The 19,168-nt window shown below is 61.1% G+C and carries 26 protein-coding genes; 21 read left to right on the top strand and 5 right to left on the bottom strand.

All coding sequences use genetic code 11. From position 1 onward, the window contains the following. Positions 1–130: 130 nt before the first annotated feature. Both KO539_RS29655 and KO539_RS29650 read right to left on the bottom strand, forming a co-directional pair. Positions 131–769: an SOS response-associated peptidase gene (locus tag KO539_RS29655; RefSeq protein WP_219313944.1), complete on the bottom strand. Its 639-nt coding sequence runs from the start codon at positions 767–769 to the stop codon at positions 131–133. 10 nt (positions 770–779) lie between these two features. After that, positions 780–1,118 carry a hypothetical protein gene (locus KO539_RS29650; protein WP_219313942.1) on the bottom strand — a complete coding sequence of 113 codons (339 nt, stop codon included), beginning with the start codon at positions 1,116–1,118 and terminating at the stop codon, positions 780–782. 281 nt (positions 1,119–1,399) lie between these two features. On the opposite strand from KO539_RS29650, the gene KO539_RS29645 reads away from it, so the two are divergent. After that, entirely contained in the window at positions 1,400–2,068 is a 669-nt protein-coding gene (locus tag KO539_RS29645) for a hypothetical protein (RefSeq protein WP_219313940.1), read from the top strand. Between the two features lie 445 nt (positions 2,069–2,513). Here the strand turns inward: KO539_RS29645 and KO539_RS29640 are convergent, their stop codons facing one another. Genes KO539_RS29640 through KO539_RS29630 form a run of 3 tightly spaced genes read right to left on the bottom strand, consistent with a single transcriptional unit; the run spans position 2,514 to position 5,583 of the window. Next, the gene (locus tag KO539_RS29640) at positions 2,514–2,729 is read right to left on the bottom strand and encodes a hypothetical protein (protein ID WP_219313938.1); all 216 of its coding nucleotides are present in this window, start codon (positions 2,727–2,729) and stop codon (positions 2,514–2,516) included. Next, positions 2,726–3,787 carry a phage portal protein gene (locus tag KO539_RS29635; RefSeq protein WP_257626553.1) on the bottom strand — a complete coding sequence of 354 codons (1,062 nt, stop codon included), beginning with the start codon at positions 3,785–3,787 and terminating at the stop codon, positions 2,726–2,728. Before KO539_RS29635 ends, KO539_RS29640 begins: the two co-directional genes overlap by 4 nt. Then, positions 3,784–5,583, bottom strand: coding sequence for a terminase ATPase subunit family protein (locus tag KO539_RS29630; RefSeq protein WP_219313934.1), 1,800 nt, complete (start codon positions 5,581–5,583; stop codon positions 3,784–3,786). The genes KO539_RS29635 and KO539_RS29630 overlap by 4 nt, the downstream gene beginning before the upstream one ends. Before the next feature lie 136 nt (positions 5,584–5,719). Between KO539_RS29630 and KO539_RS29625 the strand changes: the two genes are divergently transcribed. From KO539_RS29625 to KO539_RS29530, 20 genes are all read left to right on the top strand, one after another. Then, positions 5,720–6,511, top strand: coding sequence for a GPO family capsid scaffolding protein (locus tag KO539_RS29625; RefSeq protein WP_219313932.1), 792 nt, complete (start codon positions 5,720–5,722; stop codon positions 6,509–6,511). A 47-nt stretch (positions 6,512–6,558) separates the two neighbouring features. Continuing rightward, positions 6,559–7,578 (top strand): phage major capsid protein, P2 family, encoded by a 1,020-nt coding sequence (locus tag KO539_RS29620; protein ID WP_219313930.1) that lies wholly within the window; start codon positions 6,559–6,561, stop codon positions 7,576–7,578. Further along, positions 7,578–8,294, top strand: a complete 717-nt coding sequence (gpM, locus tag KO539_RS29615; protein WP_219313928.1) for a phage terminase small subunit — start codon at positions 7,578–7,580, stop codon at positions 8,292–8,294. Before KO539_RS29620 ends, gpM begins: the two co-directional genes overlap by 1 nt. 107 nt (positions 8,295–8,401) lie before the next feature. Further along, the gene (locus KO539_RS29610; RefSeq protein WP_219313926.1) at positions 8,402–8,905 is read left to right on the top strand and encodes a head completion/stabilization protein; all 504 of its coding nucleotides are present in this window, start codon (positions 8,402–8,404) and stop codon (positions 8,903–8,905) included. Beyond that, entirely contained in the window at positions 8,905–9,114 is a 210-nt protein-coding gene (locus KO539_RS29605; RefSeq protein ID WP_219313924.1) for a tail protein X, read from the top strand. Before KO539_RS29610 ends, KO539_RS29605 begins: the two co-directional genes overlap by 1 nt. A 64-nt stretch (positions 9,115–9,178) precedes the next feature. Beyond that, entirely contained in the window at positions 9,179–9,550 is a 372-nt protein-coding gene (locus tag KO539_RS29600; protein WP_219313922.1) for a hypothetical protein, read from the top strand. Further along, positions 9,550–10,110, top strand: coding sequence for a glycoside hydrolase family 108 protein (locus KO539_RS29595; RefSeq protein WP_219313920.1), 561 nt, complete (start codon positions 9,550–9,552; stop codon positions 10,108–10,110). The genes KO539_RS29600 and KO539_RS29595 overlap by 1 nt, the downstream gene beginning before the upstream one ends. Continuing rightward, on the top strand, positions 10,107–10,619 hold the full coding sequence (locus KO539_RS29590; protein WP_219313918.1) for a lysis system i-spanin subunit Rz: 513 nt from the start codon (positions 10,107–10,109) through the stop codon (positions 10,617–10,619). The genes KO539_RS29595 and KO539_RS29590 overlap by 4 nt, the downstream gene beginning before the upstream one ends. Further along, a complete protein-coding gene (locus KO539_RS29585) occupies positions 10,603–11,091 on the top strand; it encodes a phage tail protein (protein WP_219313916.1) in 489 nt (162 codons plus the stop codon). Before KO539_RS29590 ends, KO539_RS29585 begins: the two co-directional genes overlap by 17 nt. Beyond that, positions 11,088–11,555 carry a phage virion morphogenesis protein gene (locus tag KO539_RS29580; RefSeq protein ID WP_219313914.1) on the top strand — a complete coding sequence of 156 codons (468 nt, stop codon included), beginning with the start codon at positions 11,088–11,090 and terminating at the stop codon, positions 11,553–11,555. The genes KO539_RS29585 and KO539_RS29580 overlap by 4 nt, the downstream gene beginning before the upstream one ends. A gap of 174 nt (positions 11,556–11,729) precedes the next feature. Continuing rightward, positions 11,730–12,587 (top strand): hypothetical protein, encoded by an 858-nt coding sequence (locus tag KO539_RS29575; RefSeq protein WP_219313912.1) that lies wholly within the window; start codon positions 11,730–11,732, stop codon positions 12,585–12,587. 179 nt (positions 12,588–12,766) lie between these two features. Next, positions 12,767–13,438: a phage baseplate assembly protein V gene (locus KO539_RS29570; RefSeq protein ID WP_257626552.1), complete on the top strand. Its 672-nt coding sequence runs from the start codon at positions 12,767–12,769 to the stop codon at positions 13,436–13,438. Beyond that, positions 13,435–13,779, top strand: coding sequence for a GPW/gp25 family protein (locus tag KO539_RS29565; protein WP_219313910.1), 345 nt, complete (start codon positions 13,435–13,437; stop codon positions 13,777–13,779). The genes KO539_RS29570 and KO539_RS29565 overlap by 4 nt, the downstream gene beginning before the upstream one ends. Further along, positions 13,776–14,687, top strand: coding sequence for a baseplate J/gp47 family protein (locus KO539_RS29560; protein ID WP_219313908.1), 912 nt, complete (start codon positions 13,776–13,778; stop codon positions 14,685–14,687). Before KO539_RS29565 ends, KO539_RS29560 begins: the two co-directional genes overlap by 4 nt. Further along, entirely contained in the window at positions 14,680–15,300 is a 621-nt protein-coding gene (locus KO539_RS29555) for a phage tail protein I (RefSeq protein ID WP_219313906.1), read from the top strand. Before KO539_RS29560 ends, KO539_RS29555 begins: the two co-directional genes overlap by 8 nt. A 26-nt stretch (positions 15,301–15,326) precedes the next feature. Next, entirely contained in the window at positions 15,327–16,544 is a 1,218-nt protein-coding gene (locus KO539_RS29550; RefSeq protein WP_374106503.1) for a phage tail protein, read from the top strand. A gap of 2 nt (positions 16,545–16,546) precedes the next feature. After that, positions 16,547–17,053, top strand: a complete 507-nt coding sequence (locus tag KO539_RS29545; RefSeq protein WP_219313902.1) for a hypothetical protein — start codon at positions 16,547–16,549, stop codon at positions 17,051–17,053. A gap of 30 nt (positions 17,054–17,083) precedes the next feature. Next, positions 17,084–18,259, top strand: a complete 1,176-nt coding sequence (locus KO539_RS29540; protein ID WP_219313900.1) for a phage tail sheath protein — start codon at positions 17,084–17,086, stop codon at positions 18,257–18,259. Positions 18,260–18,309: 50 nt separating this feature from the next. Beyond that, on the top strand, positions 18,310–18,819 hold the full coding sequence (locus KO539_RS29535; protein ID WP_071325087.1) for a phage major tail tube protein: 510 nt from the start codon (positions 18,310–18,312) through the stop codon (positions 18,817–18,819). A gap of 38 nt (positions 18,820–18,857) precedes the next feature. Next, complete coding sequence (locus KO539_RS29530) at positions 18,858–19,166, top strand: phage tail assembly protein (RefSeq protein WP_219313898.1); 309 nt, start codon at positions 18,858–18,860, stop codon at positions 19,164–19,166. Positions 19,167–19,168 lie beyond the last annotated feature (2 nt).

Below are 19,168 nucleotides of genomic sequence, written 5' to 3'. Positions count from 1 at the left end.
GTTCAAGGACACTCGGTCTGATCAGCATCACTCTGCCTGGCCGCTACCACGTCCTCATTATCTGACGGAGATGCGGCATATTCAATATACGAGGTCTGACATTTGGACACGACCTCGGCTTTGCTCGTATTCATTTTTTCACGCGAGGCGGAAGCGGATCAGCGACAGCTATGAGGCGTTCTGCTGGAAACTGCTGGAACACATCCTCTTCGGTCACAAGGGAGCCATCGAGCCACCCGTGATACTGGTCAGGGTCGAGGATCATCACCATCCGTTTTTCATCATCCGGCTTGTGGAAACGCTGCATGAGCGGGTGGCCATCGGCATTTATCGTCAGCATCGAGAACGACAGCAACAAATCTTGCGGCCGGAATTCCCATATCCCGGCAATGGCGGCCGGCATGCCATCGGCGCGCTCGATGCGCCAGCGCACCGGCTTTCCAGTCTCATAGCAAGGTTCAAAGAAATTATCGGCCGGGATAATGCAAAACTGTTTGCGCTTCCAGGCATTGCGGAAGGACGGCTTCTGCGCCACGGTTTCGGTGCGGGCGTTGTAGGTCTGGCGCGCCAGCTTCATATCGGCCCAATGCGGAACCATCCCGAAACATGCCGGCGCGACTTCCAGCTCACCGGGCACGTCGTGCGAGGCGCGAATGATCGGCGCCGTGTAGCCTGGCCAGGCTTCCGGCGGCAGCTCAAATTGAGGGGAGCGGACAGCAAAATGCTGTTCGATTTGATCGCTACGGCTGGGGGTATAGTCGGCGCACATGCAATTAATTCTACCTGCCTTCCGGTACTGGCGGCGGCTCCGTCCCGACAAAACACAGCCAGGACTGCGCATAGTCGCAAAATTGCATATCTTTCTTGCTGCGCTCAAACCCTGACAGCACCATGCGCCCATCCCGATACCAAAGCAAATTCACATCGAACAGTGTGTCAACGTAGTTTCCGCTCTCTCCGTAAGTGAAGCGGGCCAGCTTCACCAAACGGTGCAAGCCCTGGTCTGTTGTTTCAATGACTTCCAACGTTCCGGGCCGTGCCGAGTTATAGCGATCATGCAGCCGTCGCTTGGGCACCTCCACGCCAGCAAGGCGCATCTTTAACATTTTAACAATCATCGTGATACCTGGATAAAATACTGTATGCACATACAGTATAGCAAGAGTTCTTGAGGCCGCAATATTCAGCAATGATGCGAGGGCATGGCTGCACTACTTCTACAGGCTTTTATTTCGATAAGCCTTTGTTTTATAACACTAAATTAAATTTCAATAGTACAAATATCCGACAATCCCCCCCCTCAACTTAACATGAAATTAAATTATTGCGCGCAACATCATTTACTTGTGCGCGACATAGGAATACCATGTAACCATACCAACCATTCAGGAGGTGAATCATGGCATTTAGAGCGGCCGACGCGGCACAAACCGGATACGATGAGGTTGAAAATTACTTAATCAAGCGAACTCGGAATGCGGACGAGGCGGAAAGAAATCGTAGCAAAATTGCATTGCGCGATATCGTAGATGAGCTTGGTCCCGTAGTTGATGCTTATCCCTCATGGCATCCGCTGGTATCAAATCATGATGGCCGTCACCCGACTAGGACACCCGGTACTGAATGTGGCTACAACGGCCTTGATCACACTAGGTATTTTGTCAACGGATTTATCACTTGCCCCTACGGAAATGGTCAAAATGTCATTGACTCTGTTAACTCGCTACCTTTTCATCCGGCTGCCGCAATTACAGCAGAGAGGTTAGACGTACAGTTTTATACTGCCGACGCGACTCCAATTTTAGTTAAGTGTGAGTGGAAAAAGCCCATTCAGGAGGGCGGAATGATTCCACTATCCATTGCCGCTCCACTGATCCTTGAAAAGGAGGTGCCAGGCTATGAATGGGCGCAAGTTGCTGAGACATGGGAGACGATGCGCCCGTACCTTCTTGGCGCGCCTTATGGCAGTCGATCCTCGCTATTCGTGAGTCAGGAAACCGGGCAATCCATTAAGAAACTTTGGGAAATGCTTATTCATACAGGAATGTTTGGCCCAATAAGAATTTAATTAAAACGCAATATGCGATTGCGCAATACGGTATTTTTTGCGCATCGCATCCGACTTCAATTCGGACACGTCAAGGCTACGATGCAGCCCCGCCAAGGCGTAGAAACAGCACTTCCCCCTCCATACAACAAGAGCATGAAAAACCGCTCAAAGTGCGTCAAAATGCGTCAAATCGCATGGTCCCTCTTCGCCCCGCCGCGCCAGTCCTCATGCGCCTTCGGCCATGGCGCAAATTTGAGTCAAAAGAGCCCTAACTAGCGGGCAGGTGTGGAGGGGGGACAACTGCGCGCGCCGGGCCGAAATGGGCTTTTTTCTTGCTTCTGGTGCAACATCATTCGTCTGGACGTGAAAAAGCCGCCTCATGGGCGGCTTGTGCGGTGGCTGGGGCGCTCTGGCGCGGCTGGGCTGTCGCGGCCCCGCCCTGCCGGTTATCGCGCCGTGGCGATCATCCTGAGCGACCGGCGCGGGCCTTGGCCGCCTGCTCCTTCTCGTAATCGTCGCGGCAGTCCACATTGCAGAACAGCAGCGCGGGTGCGAGCGCCTCGTCGCAGTAGTGGCAGCAGCCATGGGCCACCAGACCCGGCCGACTGCGCACGGCGGCCAGGCCGCGCGCCACTTCGGCAAAGATGATCTTGTCGGTGTTGTCGACGTGGTCGCTCATTGCGCGCCCTCCTTGCCCAGGCCCAAGTCATACGGGGCAAAGCGCACCACTTCCACGCCGGCCCACTCGTTGATCGCTTCGAACTGTGCCTGCAGCGGCACCAGTTCATTGCGTGCGAAGACGCGAGCGGCCGGTTCGACGGCGCCGAAGCCGCCGGCATTGTTGGGCAGGATGCCCATCAGCTGGGGCGGCACGCGGTGCGCGGCCAGCTGGTCGTCGCGCGTGACGCTCTTGATGTTGAAAAACTCGTCCTTGGCGGCCACGTCCGACACCGGCAGAATCTGGATGCCGTCCTTCTTGCCGTTCGGCGCGTACATGAACAGGTTGCGGAAGTTGCCCGGCCCCTTGCTGTCGCGCATGGCCTGGCGCAGGTTGTCCACGTCCTGGGTGTTGGCGGCGGCGTCCGTCATGTAGAACACGAAGCCGGCGTGCGAGCCGTTCTTGTAGTACTTGCGGCGGAACAAGGTAGCCGCCTCGTTGAGCCAGGCCGATTGCAGCGCGCTCAAATACTGCGGCACGCCGTACAGCTCCTGGTTCACGTCCGGTTCCATCAGGTGGAACACGCGGCCCTTGTCGAACTGGTGCACGGCTTGGTAGCCGTTCACGAAGAAATACGTATCCAGATCGACGCCGCGCCGCATGTACTTGGCCAGCGCATGCTGGTATGCCAGCGCCTTGCCGCTGCGGCTGGGGCGGTCTTCCAGGTAGGCATTGCCAAACGTCAGAAAGTCCAGCGCCATGCGCTTGAAGGCGTCGCGCGACAAATACTTGCTGGGGATCAGGGTGGACGCCAGCACGTTGGCCTTGAAGTGGATGGCGCTGCTGTGGTGCACGCCAGCGTTAAACGACTTGGCCAGGCCCGCCAGGTTGATGGGCGGCTCATACCAATGCCCGTTCTTCCAGCATTCGAAGCAGTCGAGGATATCGGCGTGCTCCAGCACGGGCGTCGGGTCGCCGAAAGAAAACGCCTCGATGCCGGCGGCGGCCGGCGCCGTGGCCGCTGGTGGTCCGCTCTGGGCCTGGCGGCCGCGCGCGCGCAAGTGTCGTGCTTTGCTCAAGAATAAATCTCCATGAAAGATTGGTGGTTGTCGGTGGTGCCTTCGAATGGCTCGTGATCGAGGGCGTGCATGCAGGCCCATGCCAGGTCGGCATGGCCGGTTTCATCGCTGCGGCCGGCGACATAGGTCACGTGCCGCCCGCTAGCGGTGAGGGTCTTGTGGATGGCCATGAAGGATTGCGCGATGTCGGTCCAGCCGGCGTCAAACTCCAGCCGCCCCTTGCTGATGATGTTTTTGGCTTTTAGCACCATGCGGGTTTTGACTTCGGGTGAGTAGTTCAGGGCCGTGACGGCCGGGAAGAAACCGCGCACGATGGGCAGCACGCCGATGCCCATGCCGGTCGTGTCGATGCCGATGTATTCGACGTTGTAGCGCTGGGTCATCTGGCGGATCGCGTCGGCGTGGTCTTCGAAGCTCTGCCCGCGCCACTGGTGGCGCTCCAGGATGCGGAACTTGCCGCCGGCCGTCATGGGCGGCGCCAGCGCCACGCAGCCGGCGCTGTCGCCGTTCAAGGCCGGGTCGTAGCCGATCCACACTGGCCGGTTGCCGAACGGGCGCAGGCCCAGCAACGGCTTGTAGTCGTCCCACTCCACCCAGGAATCGACCATGCAACGCTGCAGCTCGGCCAGCGGGAAGACCGAGGCCGAGTCGTCGATAAAGTTGCACATCAGCAGATTGTCGAACTGGTCCGGGCTGTATTCGAAGTTGCGCAGCTCGTCGATGTCGAACAGGTTGCAGCCGCCGCGCTCGGCATCGAGGATGGTGACGATCTGGCGCCAGATCTTGTCCTCGCCCGTGAAGCCCGACGACAAACGACCATGGCTCACATCGATATTTACCTGGTCCGCCTTGGCGCGGCGCTTGTTGAACAGCTCGCCCGTCCAGAACGGATAGGCCTGGTGCGTGGTCGAGGATGGCGTGGAAAAGTAGGTCTTGCGCCATTTCTTGTGGATGGCCATACCCGAGGCCACCTTGTTGAGTTCCTGGAAATTCTGCGTCCAAAAAAACTCATCGAAGTAGAAATTGCCGTGGTAGCCCTGTGCCGTGCGCGCATTCGTGCCCAGGAAGTACAGATGCGCGCCGTTCGGCAGCACGATGGGATCGCCCGTCAGCTCGATGCCGGCCGCCTCGCGCGCGAATTGCACGATGTATTGCTTGAAGACGTGCGCCTGACTTTTTGAGGCGGACAGGAAAATTTGATTGCGGCCCGTCTGCATGGCATCGGACAGCGCTTCGCGGGCGAAGTACCAGGTGGCGCCGATCTGGCGGCTTTTGAGAATGGCGCGCGTGCGCTGGTCGCCGTTGCGATACCAGACCTTTTGATAATCGAACAACGAATCCTGGAAGGCGTCGAGCAGCTGGATTTTCTGTTCTTCGCTGAAGTCGTTGCGCGTCGGCTTCTTCTTCGGCCCGGCATTGCGGTTCGCCAGCTTGGGGTTGAGGTCCACCTCGTTGCCGCCCGGTTGCTCATAGCGGCGCACGCGCGCCATCTGCACGATGGTGCGGGCGAGTAAATCGATTTCCTTGTAGTCGCTGCCGCTCTTGACCTCTTTTTCGATCAGTTTCACCAGCCGCAGCTCGGCCGACGCCTCGACGTGCTCGATGGCCTGCGCCTTGTCCCACTCGTCGCGCTCTTTCCAGCTATTGATGGTGCTGCGCTTGAGTCCCAGGTGGCGGGCGATGGACGAAATGCGCCAGCCCTTCCAGTACAGGGCGCGCGCGGCACGGCGCGGCTCGGATTCGGGCACGGCCAGTTCGGCGATTTTTTCTTCAGGGGTTTGATGGATTCCTAACATGCCGCCAGCGTAGGCCGCGCGCGCGCGGAACGGGGAAAGGCAAAAGTCGCTATGGCCCATAGCAACCCGCAGCGCATTGAATCGCGGCGCCAAGACGTTGACCATGGCGTTATCCGATCAACCGAGACAAACCACCATGGCAACCAAATCCCAATTCTTCCGCGTCGCCACCGAAGGCGCCACCACGGACGGCCGCAACATCGACCGCGCCACCATCGAGCAACTTGCCGCCACCTACAACCCGAAGACCTACGGCGCGCGCATCTGGCTGGAACACATTCGCGGCATCCTGCCCGACAGCCAGTTCAAGGCTTACGGCGACGTGATCGCGGTGAAAGCCGAGGAAGTCGACACCGACAGCGGCAAGAAACTGGCCCTGTTCGCGCAGATCGAACCGACGCCAGAACTGGTGGCCATCAACAAGGCGAAACAAAAGCTGTACACCAGCCTGGAAATTCAGCCCGACTTTGCGGACTCGGCGCAGCCCTACCTGGTCGGTTTGGGCGTCACCGACAGCCCGGCCAGCCTGGGCACCGAGGCGTTGAAATTCTCCGCCAGCCGCAAACAGCAAAGCGCCAACCTGTTTACCTCGGCCGTCGAGGTAACGCTGAAATTTGACGAGCCGCAAGGCATCAAGCTGGCCGATGCCGTGAAAAACCTGCTGTCGCGCTTCTCCAACAAATCCGGCGCCGACGCCGCGCAGTTCGCCGACATCAGCGAGGCCGTGGAAGCGCTGGCTGGCCACGTCGTCACCGTCAACGACAACTACACGGGCACCTTGGCGCGCCTGGAAAAAGCCGAAACAGCATTGCAGGCCACGCAGGACGAGCTGGCCGCCTTCAAGGCGCAGATGGACGAAGCGCCCGGCAACGGCCCGCGCCGCCCGGCCGCCACCGGCAACGACGGCGCCGTGCAGACCGAGTTTTAAGCGCCCTCGCCCTTTCTTCCCCCCATTCAACAACGGAGCACTGATTTATGAAAAAGCAAACACGCCAGGTCTTTGGCCAGTATGAAACCCGCCTGGGCCAACTGAACGACACGGACAACGTGGCCAAGACCTTCAGCGTCACGCCCAGCGTGCAGCAGAAGCTGGAAAACAAGATGCAGGAATCGAGCGAATTCCTGTCGAAAGTGAACATCATCGGCGTGGGCGAGCAGGAAGGCGAAAAGCTGGGCCTGGGCGTCTCCGGCCCGATTGCCAGCCGCACCAACACCAAGGACAAGGAACGCGAAACGCGCGACCTGTCCACCATGGACAGCACGAAGTACCGCTGCGAGCAAACCAACTTTGACACGCATCTGAGCTATGCCAAGCTGGACGCCTGGGCCAAGTTCCAGGACTTTCAAGCGCGCGTCGCCAATGCCATCCTGACGCGCCAGGCGCTGGACCGCATCGTCATCGGTTTCAACGGCGTGAAAGTCATGGCCACCACCGACCTGGCCACCAATCCGCTGCTGCAGGACGTCAATAAAGGCTGGCTGCAGCATCTGCGCGAGCAGGCGCCCGAGCGCGTGCTGGGCCTGGTCGCCAACGGCATGCCGGGCAAGGTCATCATCGGCGACGTGGACGGCGCCGACTATGCCAACCTCGACGCGGCCGTCACCGATGCCGTCAACCTGCTGGACCCGTGGTATCAGGAAGATACCAATCTGGTGGCCATCGTCGGACGCAAGCTGCTGAACGATAAATACTTCCCGCTGGTGAACACCAAGCAGGCGCCCACGGAAACCCTGGCGGCCGACATCATCATCAGCCAGAAACGCATCGGCGGCTTGCCGGCGGCGCGCGTGCCCTACTTCCCGGACAACGCGATCCTGATTACGCGCTTCGACAATCTGTCGATCTATTTCCAGGACGGCGCGCGCCGCCGCCGTGTGGTGGACGAGCCCAAGCGCGACCGCATCGAAAACTACGAGTCGTCCAACGACGCCTACGTGATCGAAGACCTGGGCCTGGCCGCGCTGGTGGAAAACATCGAGCTGAAAGACAAATAATGGCGAATATCTCCCCTGCCCTGCGCCACCGCGCGCGCATGCTGGCCGAGCGCACGGCCGGCGCCGCCGCACCGCAGGGCGTCACCACCGGCACGGCCTACGAAATGATGCTCTACAAGCTGTCCGATGACCGCCGGCGCCTGAAAGCCATCCAGTCAGTCGAACGCAAGATCGAGGTCAAGGCCACCTTGCTGCCGGATTACGTGCAGTGGATCGACGGCGTGCTGGCCGGCGGCAAGGGCGCGCAGGATGACGTGTTCGCCACCCTGCTGGTCTGGCACATCGACACGGGCGAGTACGAGCGTGCCCTGGTCATGGCCGCCTATGCGCTGGAACACAAGTTCACCTTGCCAGACACCTACAGCCGCGACATCGCCACCCTGATGCTGGACGAGTTCGCCGAAGGCTACTTGCACGGCAAGCTGGCCAGCGATCCGCAGCACGCCGCGCAGGTGCTGGGCACAGTCGAACAGCTAACGGCCGCCAGCGACGCGCCCGACCAGGCGCGCGCCAAGCTGCACAAGGCCATCGGCCTGGCAATGATCGCCGTGCTGGACCAGGCCGACGACACGGACATCGCCCCGGCGCTGGTGGCGCAGGCGGAAACGGCCATGGGCCAGTTGAAACGCGCCCGCGCTTTATCCGAGTCGTGCGGCGTCAAGAAAGATATGGAGAAGCTGGAACGGCGCATCAAGCGCGCGGCCGGTTCCACATAAAGAGCATCCCCCGCAGCACGGCGGCACGGGGGAATTCTGGCCAACGCATTGGCAACAATCTCGGCCTGATGAACCCCGTCCACCGCCCACTTTTGAAAGCGCCCCGTATGTCCTTCATGGCCCTGCCCCCGTCCATCCCGCCCGGCACCGCTCCGGCGCTGCCCGCGCCGGCCGCCGGCATCATCGAGAACGACGGCTGGTTTCCCGACATCCTGCTCACCGATATGCGCGACGCCATGCGCCTGGATGGCACCGTCACCGACGCGCGCCTGGTGCAAGCCGTGGTCGATGCCATCCTGCAGGTCAACCGCGAACTGGCCGACTGGCAGGGCAAGCAGGCCGCTGCCGGCATCGCCACCCTGGTGGACGTGCCGGCCACGCGCATCAACCGCGAATCCCGCTTGCTGGCGCAGTACCGCCGCGCCATCTACAGCACGGCAAAGGCGGATCTGATCGAGCGTTACCGCGACTACGACAGCACGGCCACGTCCGTCAGCGACAAGAAAAGCATGGAATGGCTGGACGAGGCACCCGGCGCGCAGCGGCGCAATGCGCAATGGGCGATTGCCGATATGGTCGGGCGCACGCACCTCACCGTGGAACTGATCTGATGCAGGTGCGCACGCAACAGCACGACACGATAGACGCCTTGGTGTGGCGCTACCTGGGCGGCGGCGCGGGATACGTCGAGCACACCCTGGAAATCAATCCCGCGCTGGCGCGCCACGGCGCTGTGCTGCCGGCCGGCCTGGTCGTCACCCTGCCCGAGCCGGCGCCCAGCACGGGCCAGGTGGCAGGCATCGTGCAGCTATGGGATTAACGCAGCAATCCACCTTTTATCCATCATGAAAAATCTATCTACCCTCTCACCGGAGAATCAAGCAATGTCCGCAGAATCGTTTGGTGGTTTCGCCACCCTGGTCAAACTGTACGGTTTCAAGGCCGCGCTGGGCATGGTCGGCGCCGCCATGCTGTACATCGTGCTGCCGCCCTTGAACAGCGATGGCACCTTCAACAGGGGCGAATTCGTCGCCCGCCTGGCCTGCGCGGGCGTGTTCTCGTGCCTGCTGGGCGGCACCGTGTACCAACTGCTGTGCGCGCAGCTCCCGGCCATCGGCGCCATGGTCAACGCCTCCGCCATTGACCTGATCGTCGGCGCGCCTGGCTGGTGGGTATCGCGCGCCGTGGCCCTGTGGTTCCAGCGCCGCAGCGACAAGGACATCGCCGAGCTAGTCAAAGACGCGAAGGAGCACTGATGGCCACCACCGATAACCCACTGATCGCGCGCGTCATCGACGCCATCCTGCACGCCGAAGGCGGCTATGTGAACGACCCGCAAGACAAGGGCGGCGAAACCAACTTCGGCATCACCGTGGCTGTGGCGCGCGCGAACGGCTACACGGGGCCGATGCGCGATCTGCCCGAGTCCGTGGCGCGCACCATCTACACGGCCCGCTACATCACGGAACCCAAGTTCGACCAGGTGCTGGCCCTGCATGCCGCCATCGGCGCCGAAGTAATCGACACGGGCGTGAACATGGGGCCGCACCGCGCGGCCGAGTTCCTGCAGCGCTGGCTGAACGGTTTTAACGACACGGGCACACGCTACCCCGCCCTGTTCGTCGACGGCCGCCTGGGCGCGCAGTCGCTGGGCGCGATGGCCGCTTTCCTGAAATGGCGCGGCCAGGATGGCGCCACCGTACTGCTGCGCGCCTTGAATGGCCTGCAGGCGGCGCGCTACCTGGAAATCACCGAAGCGAACAAGACCCAGCGCCGTTTTCTGTTCGGCTGGATCAAGGAACGGGTGGCCATGTGACCACAACCACCTGGCGCCCGCTGGCCGCCTGCCTGCTGTGTGGTGCCCTGGCGGGCTGGACGGCGCAGGGCTGGCGCAAGGACGCAGCCATCGCCGCGCTGCAGCGGATGGCGGCCACCAATAAAACCACGGCCGCCACCGAACTGGCCCAGGCCACCGTCCGCGTGCTCACCTTAGAGCGCGCCGCCGGCACCGCCCTGGCGCAGCGCGCCGACCACCTCACCCAGGAGCAATCCCATGCGAAAACTGAACGTGACCGTTTCAATGCTGACGTGCGCAGCGGCGCTGTGCGCCTGTCAATCCCCGTCGCCAGCGGCCAGTGCGCCGCAACTGCAGATGCCGCCGCTGCCGCAAGCGATCAGCACCAAACGCACGCCGAACTTGACCCAGCGACTGCGGCAGCTCTTGACGCCATTGCCGGCGACGGCGACGACGCCACCCGGCAACTGAACGCCTGCATCGACGCCTACAACACCATGCGAGACACCTACCATGTACAAACCGAATAGCCTGCGCCAGCACCTGGCCGCCGCAATTCCCCAGCTGCAGCGCGATCCCGACCGCCTGCTGGTCTTCGCCGACGAGGGTAACGTGGTGGCGTCGGCCACCGCCTCCCTCTCCTTCGAATACCGCTTCAAGCTCAACCTGATCGTCACCGATTACGCGGGCGACGCCGACGCCATCATGGTGGCCCTGATCGCCTGGCTCAAAGTTCACCAGCTCGACCTGATGGCCAACGAGGAAACCCGCAAGCACGGCATCGCCTTCGAGGTCGATTTTAATAACCATGAAACGGTCGACATTTCCATCAAGCTGGACCTGACCGAGCGCGTGGCGGTCAAGGCCGGCGAGGCGGGCCGCTTGGACATCAAGCACCTGGCCGAGATACAGCACATGCCGGCCTACACGGACGAGTTTTGGAAGCTATATGACGGCGAGACCCTGCTGGCCGAATGGCGCACGCCCGAGGCCACGCCATGAGCGACGACCTGCACGCGCTGGAAGCGTGGGCCGGCGCCTTGCTGGCTAAGCTGCAGCCGGCCCAGCGCCGCGCCATCAATCACAAGGTGGCCATCGACCTGCGGCGCAGCCAGGCGCAGCGCATCAAGGCCCAGCAGGGACCGGATGGCGCGGCCTACCCGGCGCGCAAGCGGCGCAAGGAATTCAAGGGGAAGAAGGGACGGATCAAACGGCAGAAGGCCGCCATGTTCAACAAGATACGCACCGCGAAATACCTCAAAGTGCATGCCGATTCTGGCCAGTTGACTGTCGGCTTCGTGAGCAAAATAATGCACGTGGCAAGGGTGCACCAGGAAGGGCTGACGGATAACGTCTCCAAGAAGGGGACAAAATACAGCTATCCGGCACGGCCGCTCCTGGGAATCAGTAAAGCGGATCGGACACTGATCCGCGAATCCTTACTGTGCCATCTAGGACAGTTTTGAATTAGACTGTTTCAACTCTCACTGACATCGCCAAACTTTTGGGTTAGAGTATAACCACAATCGATTAAAATCGTATCTTCGCTGGTCACATCTCCAATGAAAGTTTAGGGTTAATGCCACAAAAATCCCACACCAAAATTTAACTCCACAACTTAAAATTAGATTGAGAAAAAAATGAACTCCACAAATAGAGTCACGGACAAAAAGACATTCAGCCTTGAAAGATTATTTTTATTTTTAACATCAATATCCATATCAGCCATTGCCACCTACCTTGCCATAAACGACAACACCAGCGGTGCAGCAACGTGCTATGTTGCCGGGATGTTATTTTTAGTTTTCTCTAACATAGATCGTTTTACTTCTTTCAAAGGCCTAGGTTTTGAAGCAAATACTCGAGAACTTGACAATAAAATAAAAGAGGCTGATGCGATCATAAAGCAACTAAAGTCACTTTCGACATTTGCATCCCGTGCAGTAGTTGACCTTACAAACAAAACAGGGCGTTTCGGCGGTGCCATCAAAAGTAAAGAACGCTATCAATACACAATGGAAGTACGCGAACACCTTGAGGAAATGGGTGTTGAAAAGTCAGAAATACGACAAACATTATCCTCTTGGATATTCTATTCAACCTTCGACCTCATGCACTACATAATTTATGACCACCATGGCGGCACTCTTGGAATAAGAAAAATGGCAGAGACGCATCGACAAGAACTACAAAATATATTGATGGAAAACTGTTTAATAAACGATCCTATGCAAGCCGCAAAAAGAGAAGAAACCTCACCAAAAATAGCACAAATTGATGCTTGGCTGAGCGAGTGTACGGCAATAGCGAAAAACGCTTATGATTTCCATCCCGATGCAATCACAAAACTATTAGAAAACGTGTATTGGCTCCCCCCCCAAGAAAAACAAAAAATTATTGATCGCGCGAGACCAATAATAGAAGAAATAGCAAGCATACGCGAAAACTTAAAATACAAAGACCTTGATTCATGGTCACTTAAAGAGCAACGAGAGTAGTTTTCAATAAAAAATTCAATGATTTTAATTTCAATACCAATTAATCATTAAGTGCTTCTAGTCAGTGTAAAAAATCTGTAGTCTCTTCCTGTTCTGTATCTCATCATTACCCCCTTACTGAGTCACTAAGCTCTATATCAACCCGCCCCCGCGTGCATCCGCACGCGGACTTCGGCAACATGCACTGCATGAACGCCGACCTGTCCGACCTCCTCCGCTTGCTGCAAAACCTGATCCGCCTGGGCACCATCGCCGAGGTCAAAGGGGCCAAGGCGCGCGTGCGGCTCGGGCCGACACTCACCACCGAATGGCTGAAATGGGCTACCCGGCGCGCCGGCAGCACGCGCACCTGGTCGGCGCCGACAGTCGGCGAACAGGTGATCGTCTTTTCCCCCGGCGGCGACCTGACGCGTGGCATCATCGTGCCGGCGCTGTACTCGCAGGCATTTGACGCGCCAGAAACCAGCGACACCATCCACACCACGCACTACCCCGACGGCGCCGTGGTGCAGTACGACCACGCAGCCCATGCCCTGACTGCCACCCTCCCCGGCGGCACCGCCACCATCACCGCCGACAAGGTCACGTCTAACGCACCCAGCACCATTTGCACGGGCGACCTGACCGTCATGAAAAACCTGATCGTCATGCAATCGGCCACCGTCGAAGGCGCCACTGCGCTGAACGGCGGCGTGAACGCCAAGGCCGGCGCTGCTGGCGGCGTGGCCATGGCCGTGCAAGGGACGATCAAGGCCAGCGACGACGTGCTGGCCGGCGCCATCAGCCTGGCCAAGCATGCGCACGGCGGCGTCCGGGCCGGCGGCGACCAGTCGGGCGGGCCGCAAGCATGATGGGCATGCACGCCGCCACCGGGCGCAGCCTGACGGGCCTGGGCCACCTGCGCCAGTCGGTCGCCGACATTCTCACCACGCCGATGGGTTCGCGCATCCGGCGCCGCCGCTATGGCTCCGAAGTGCCCGAGCTGATCGACCAGCCCCTGAACAGCGCCACGCAGTTACGCATCTACGCGGCCACCGCCTTTGCCCTGCGCCGCTGGGAGCCGCGCATGCAGCTCGCCAGTGTCCAGCTCACGCGCGACACGGACGGCGCCATCGCCCTGCTGCTCGATGGCACCGCGAATGGCCAGGGCATCACCCTGTCCGTGCCCGTCAAGCAAGGGGGCGCCGTATGAGCACGCCCATCGACCTGACCCAGTTGCCGGCGCCCAGCGTGGTCGAGGTACTCGACTTCGAGGCCATCCTGGCCGGCCGCAAGGCGCACCTGGTCAGCCTGCTGCCGGAAGCCGAGCGCGCGGCCGTCACGGCCCTGCTGGAGCTGGAATCGGAACCGGCCACCAAGCTGCTGGAAGAGAACAGCTATCAAGAAACCATCCTGCGCAACCGCGTCAACGAGGCCGGCAAGGCCGTCATGCTGGCCTTTGCCCTGGACGGCGACCTGGACCAGCTGGGCGCCAACGTCAACGTGGCGCGCCTGGTCATCACGCCGGCCAATCCGAACGCCGTGCCGCCCGTGCTTGCTGTCATGGAAGACAACGACGCCTACCGCCTGCGCATCCAGGAGGCGCCGGACGGCCTGTCCGTGGCCGGCCCGAAAGCATCCTACGAATTCCACGCCCGCAGCGCCGACGGCCAGGTCAAGGATGCAAGCGCCACCAGCCCCGCGCCGGCGCACGTCATCGTCACCGTGCTGGCCAACAACGCCACCGGCATCGCCGACGCCGCGCTGCTGGCCAACGTGGCGCGCGCGCTCAACGCCGAGGACGTGCGCCCCCTGGGCGACCGCGTGACGGTGCAAGCCGCCCAGGTCATCGACTACCAGATCGAGGCCACCTTGTTTATCGGCGTCGGCCCGGAAGTGCCGATTCTGCTGGATGCCGCGCGCGCCAACGCCGTGCGCGTGTCGCAGCCACGCCGCCCGCTAGGGCACAGCATCTACCGGTCCGCCTGCAGCGCCGCCGTGCACGTCGAAGGCGTGCGCAAGGTCGTGCTCACCAGCCCGGCGGCGGACATCGAACTGAACGCCACCCAGGCCGCGCGCTGCACCGCCATCAATTTAAACGTGGTGGTGCTCGATGAATAATACCGTGCCGACCCTGCCGCCCAACACCACGGCGCTGGAACGTGCCATTGCCGTGGCCTGCGCCGAGCTGGTCAACGTGCCCGTGCCGCTGCGCGATCTATGGAGCGCCGACCGCTGCCCGGTCAACCTGTTGCCGTTCCTGGCGTGGGCCTGTTCCGTGGACCGCTGGGACGATGCCTGGCCCGAATCGATCAAGCGCGGCGCCATCAAGGCGTCCTACTTCATCCACAAGCACAAGGGAACGATCGCCGCCGTGCGCCGCGTGGTCGAGTCCCTGGGCTATCTGATCCGCATCACGGAATGGTGGCAGACCACGCCGCCAGGTGCGCCGGGCACGTTTCGCCTCGACGTAGGCGTGCTCGACACGGGCATCACGGACGCCATGTTCCAGGAAATGGAACGCCTGATTGCCGACGCCAAGCCTGTCAGCCGGCATTTGACCGGGCTGGCCATCTATTTGGAAAGCCGTGGCAACGTCTACGCGGGCGCTTGCGCCTACCACGGCGACGCCATGACCGTGTATCCCTGGATCGCGGAAACCATCGAAGTGCGCGGCACGCTGTTGCAGGCCGGCGCATCCCATACCATCGACACCCTGACCATCTATCCATGAGCACATACTTTGCCATCCTGACCGAAGTGGGCGAGGCCAAGCTGGCCAACGCCATCGCCCTGGGGCTAACCCTGAAACTGAAAAACCTTGCCGTGGGCGACGGCAACGGCAATCTGCCCATGCCAGTGCGCACGCAAAAGGCGTTGGTGCATGAAGTGCGCCGCGCGGGCCTGAACCAGCTAAGCATCGACCCGGCCAACGCCAGCCAGATCATCGTCGAGCAGGTGCTGCCCGAGGATGTGGGCGGCTGGTGGATCCGCGAAATCGGCATCTACGACGAGGCCGGCGACCTGTGCGCGGTGGCCAACTGCCCGCCCAGCTACAAGCCCCTGATGGCCGAGGGCAGCGGGCGCACGCAAGTAGTGCGCATCGTGCTGATCGTCGCCAGCACGGCCGCCATCGAACTAAAAATCGACCCGTCCGTCATCCTGGCCACCCGTAAATACATCGATGACCAAGTCATCACCGTGCGCGCCTACAGCGACGAACAATTGACCAAACATCTGGGCGCCTTGAACCCGCACCCGCAATACAGCATGAAAGAGGTGGCCACGCTGCCAAAGTTTGACACCTCGAAAAAACTGGCCAATGCCGAGTTTGTCAATGCCAACGGCGTCAAGCACTGCGCATCGTTCGGCTTTTCGGCAAGCGCGACGCTCACCGCCGAGCATGTGGGCGGCTTTATCTACAGCTTTGGCATGGGTGGCTTTGCATTAACCCTGCCATCTACTGCCGACCTGCCTACTGGTGCCACCATCACCTATTCCAATCAGGGCGGCATAGCGTCGATGCCTGTCATCTGTGTCGCGCAAGGTACCAATACCCTTCAGGTCAACGGCGGCAGCACGAGCAGCGTCAAGGTTGCCGCCGGCGACTCGTTGACCTTTGTTGTCATCGGGAACAATGGATGGGCCGCCATCGGGACGGGCACCCTCTCGGCCTCCGCCTCCTTTGCCGCAAGCCTTGGCACTTCCAGTCGTCGCCGGTTGCCAAGCGGCGATATCGAGCAATGGGGCACGATCAACGGCGCCACCACGATGGCGCCTTTCAGCCAGAACCTGTCATTTCCCATCGCGTTCCCCAATGCGTGCAAAAGCATCCATGTGCAATGCATGAACCCCAATACCTTTGCCGGCTTCGCGGGCCGCGTCGCCAACCTGACGCGCACGGGTGCATGGGTTTCCAACTCGGACGGCATCAATGCCATGGGCGATGTTCTTGCTTGGCGTGCCATCGGAGATTAATCATGACGACCTTCTTTTCAAAAACCACCTTGGGCTTTTATCCATCGGCCATGCGCGGCGATTACGACGCCGCCGGCACCTGGCCAGACGATGCGCGGGAAGTCTCGATGGAGGATGAGGCGACCTTGCGCGACGCCATCGCTGCGTGCGCATCCATCCGCCTGACCGCAGGCGGCAAATGGAAAATCACCGCCGCGCCGGCACCGGCATTTACCGCGCTGGCCGCCCCCTACCTGGCCAGCGTGCGCCAGACGCGCGACGCCATCCTCAACCGCCTGGCAGGCATCGGCTTTGCCGCCATGGCCAACGGCGACGCGGACACGGTGCGCGCCATCACGGCGGCGCGCGCCTGTCTGCTCGACATCACCATCTGTCCGACGGTTGCCGCCGCGCAGGACATGGAAACGCTGCAGGCGGCCATCAGCGCCGAATACGCGCGCATCGCCGCCACCCTGCCCGACGAGGCGCGGCGCGCCTTCGATGATGTCGGCACAGCTGCACCCCAATAGCGCTTTTTCACCACTCACCAGGAGAGCCACATGACCACCGACTACCACCATGGCGTGCGCGTCATTGAAATCAACGAAGGTTCGCGCCCCATCCGCACCGTGTCCACGGCCGTGCTGGGCCTGATCGCCACGGCCGACGACGCGGACCCCGTGTCCTTCCCGCTCGACACGCCCGTGCTCATCACCAACGTGCTGGCCGCCATGGGCAAGGCCGGCAAGACCGGCACCCTGTATCGCGCACTGGAAGCCATTGCCGCGCAGACCAAGCCCCTGTGCGTCGTCGTGCGCGTGGAACAGGGAGAAACGGAAGCGGAAACCACCACCAACGTGGTGGGCGGCGTCTCGCCGGACGGCAAGTACCTGGGCGTCAAAGCCTTGCTGGCCGCGCAAAGCAAGCTCGGCGTGAAACCGCGCATCCTGGGCGCGCCGGGCCTGGATACCAAGGCCGTCACCAACGCCCTGGCCAGCGTGGCGCAGCAACTGCGCAGCTTCGTCTACGCCTCCGCCTACGGCTGCAGCAACGTGGTGGCCGCCACCACCTATCGCGGCCAGTTCGGCCAGCGCGAGGTCATGATTATCTGGCCGGATTTTGTCAACTGGGACAAGACCATCGACGAAGAGGCCAGCATTTCCGCCGTGGCCTATGCCATGGGCCTGCGCGCCAAGATCGACGAGGAAACGGGCTGGCACAAGACGCTGTCGAACGTCGTCGTCAACGGCCCGACCGGCATCAGCAAAGACGTGTTTTTCGACTTGCAAGACCCGGCCACCGACGCCGGCGTGCTCAACGCCAAGGAAGTGACCACCCTGATCAACATGGGAGGCTACCGCTTCTGGGGTTCGCGCACCTGCGAGGCGCCGGGCGGCTTCTTCTATTTCGAGAGCTACACGCGCACGGCCCAGGTGCTGGCCGACACCATCGCCGAAGCGCATTTCACGTTTGTCGACCTGCCCTTGCATCCGTCCCTGGTGCGCGATCTGCTGGAAAGCATCAACGCCAAGTTCCGCGACCTGAAACTGCAGGGCTACATCATCGACGGCCACGCCTGGTATGACGAGCAATACAACGACAAGACGGCACTGAAGGACGGCAAGCTGGCCATCGACTACGACTACACACCCGTGCCGCCGCTGGAAAACCTGCGCTTCCAGCAACGCATTACCGACCGCTACCTGGCCGACTTCGCCTCGCGCATCGCCGCTTAACCGACCCCGTGCCCGCCGTGCGCGGGCGCAACTGACCACTGGAGAACGCTATGGGCATGCCCCACAAACTCAAGCAATTCAACGTATTTCAAAACGGCGTGCTGTTCATGGGCATGGTGCCCGAAGTCACCTTGCCGAAACTCAGCCGCAAGATGGAAGAGTACCGCGCCGGCGGCATGAGCGGCCCCGTGTCCGTGGACTTCGGCAACGAGGCACTGTCGCTGGAATGGAGCGGCGGCGGCCTGATCGCCGAAGCCTTGAAGCAATACGGCGCGCATGCGCACGGTGCCGTGATGCTGCGCTTTGCCGGCGCTTACCAGAACGACGAAGACGGCAACGTCGCAGCCGTCGAAGTTGTCGTGCGCGGCCGCTACAAGGAAATCGACATGGGCGGCGCCAAGATGGGCGACGACACCACCCACAAATACACCATGGCCTGCAGCTATTACAAGCTGATGATCGACGGCGCCACCGTCATCGAACTGGACTTCATGAGCGGCATCGAGAACATCGGCGGCGTCGACACCAATGCCGCCATCCGCAAGGCCAGCGGCCTGTAACCCCTTTTACTTCACCACCCACACACAAGGACAACATCATGAACAACGATACCCAAAACCAAGCCGTCATCGAGCTGGACGAACCGATCAAACGCGGCGACACCTTCATCACCTCGCTCACCGTGCGCAAACCCAAGGCGGGCGCCCTGCGCGGCATTTCCCTGATCGAGCTGGCCAACCTGAACGTGTCGGCCCTGCAGATCGTGCTGCCGCGCATCACCGAGCCGACCCTGACCGCGCACGACGTGTCCAACATGGACCCGGCCGACCTGCTGGCCGTGGGCGCCGAGGTTGCCGGTTTTTTGGTGAGCAAAGCCGATCGCCTTTCGGTATCCCCGGCGAAGTAGAA

Source organism: Janthinobacterium sp. NKUCC06_STL, from assembly GCF_019345455.1.
Taxonomy (GTDB): Bacteria; Pseudomonadota; Gammaproteobacteria; order Burkholderiales; family Burkholderiaceae_D; genus Janthinobacterium; species Janthinobacterium rivuli.
The sequence above is the reverse complement of the archived record's forward strand: the minus strand, read 5'-3'. Positions and strand labels throughout refer to the sequence as shown.

Bases quoted from the DNA above. Each gene is read 5' to 3' on its own strand.
- KO539_RS29570 (WP_257626552.1), top strand. From the start codon at position 12,767: ATGCACTGCATGAACGCCGACCTGTCCGACCTCCTCCGCTTGCTGCAA.
- KO539_RS29625 (WP_219313932.1), top strand. From the start codon at position 5,720: ATGGCAACCAAATCCCAATTCTTCCGCGTCGCCACCGAAGGCGCCACC.
- KO539_RS29640 (WP_219313938.1), bottom strand. From the start codon at position 2,729: ATGAGCGACCACGTCGACAACACCGACAAGATCATCTTTGCCGAAGTG.
- KO539_RS29585 (WP_219313916.1), top strand. From the start codon at position 10,603: ATGTACAAACCGAATAGCCTGCGCCAGCACCTGGCCGCCGCAATTCCC.
- KO539_RS29575 (WP_219313912.1), top strand. From the start codon at position 11,730: ATGAACTCCACAAATAGAGTCACGGACAAAAAGACATTCAGCCTTGAA.
- KO539_RS29610 (WP_219313926.1), top strand. From the start codon at position 8,402: ATGTCCTTCATGGCCCTGCCCCCGTCCATCCCGCCCGGCACCGCTCCG.
- KO539_RS29555 (WP_219313906.1), top strand. From the start codon at position 14,680: ATGAATAATACCGTGCCGACCCTGCCGCCCAACACCACGGCGCTGGAA.
- KO539_RS29560 (WP_219313908.1), top strand. From the start codon at position 13,776: ATGAGCACGCCCATCGACCTGACCCAGTTGCCGGCGCCCAGCGTGGTC.
- KO539_RS29650 (WP_219313942.1), bottom strand. From the start codon at position 1,118: ATGATTGTTAAAATGTTAAAGATGCGCCTTGCTGGCGTGGAGGTGCCC.
- KO539_RS29580 (WP_219313914.1), top strand. From the start codon at position 11,088: ATGAGCGACGACCTGCACGCGCTGGAAGCGTGGGCCGGCGCCTTGCTG.
- gpM (WP_219313928.1), top strand. From the start codon at position 7,578: ATGGCGAATATCTCCCCTGCCCTGCGCCACCGCGCGCGCATGCTGGCC.
- KO539_RS29540 (WP_219313900.1), top strand. From the start codon at position 17,084: ATGACCACCGACTACCACCATGGCGTGCGCGTCATTGAAATCAACGAA.
- KO539_RS29535 (WP_071325087.1), top strand. From the start codon at position 18,310: ATGGGCATGCCCCACAAACTCAAGCAATTCAACGTATTTCAAAACGGC.
- KO539_RS29545 (WP_219313902.1), top strand. From the start codon at position 16,547: ATGACGACCTTCTTTTCAAAAACCACCTTGGGCTTTTATCCATCGGCC.
- KO539_RS29605 (WP_219313924.1), top strand. From the start codon at position 8,905: ATGCAGGTGCGCACGCAACAGCACGACACGATAGACGCCTTGGTGTGG.
- KO539_RS29530 (WP_219313898.1), top strand. From the start codon at position 18,858: ATGAACAACGATACCCAAAACCAAGCCGTCATCGAGCTGGACGAACCG.
- KO539_RS29620 (WP_219313930.1), top strand. From the start codon at position 6,559: ATGAAAAAGCAAACACGCCAGGTCTTTGGCCAGTATGAAACCCGCCTG.
- KO539_RS29600 (WP_219313922.1), top strand. From the start codon at position 9,179: ATGTCCGCAGAATCGTTTGGTGGTTTCGCCACCCTGGTCAAACTGTAC.
- KO539_RS29655 (WP_219313944.1), bottom strand. From the start codon at position 769: ATGTGCGCCGACTATACCCCCAGCCGTAGCGATCAAATCGAACAGCAT.
- KO539_RS29565 (WP_219313910.1), top strand. From the start codon at position 13,435: ATGATGGGCATGCACGCCGCCACCGGGCGCAGCCTGACGGGCCTGGGC.
- KO539_RS29630 (WP_219313934.1), bottom strand. From the start codon at position 5,583: ATGTTAGGAATCCATCAAACCCCTGAAGAAAAAATCGCCGAACTGGCC.
- KO539_RS29645 (WP_219313940.1), top strand. From the start codon at position 1,400: ATGGCATTTAGAGCGGCCGACGCGGCACAAACCGGATACGATGAGGTT.
- KO539_RS29595 (WP_219313920.1), top strand. From the start codon at position 9,550: ATGGCCACCACCGATAACCCACTGATCGCGCGCGTCATCGACGCCATC.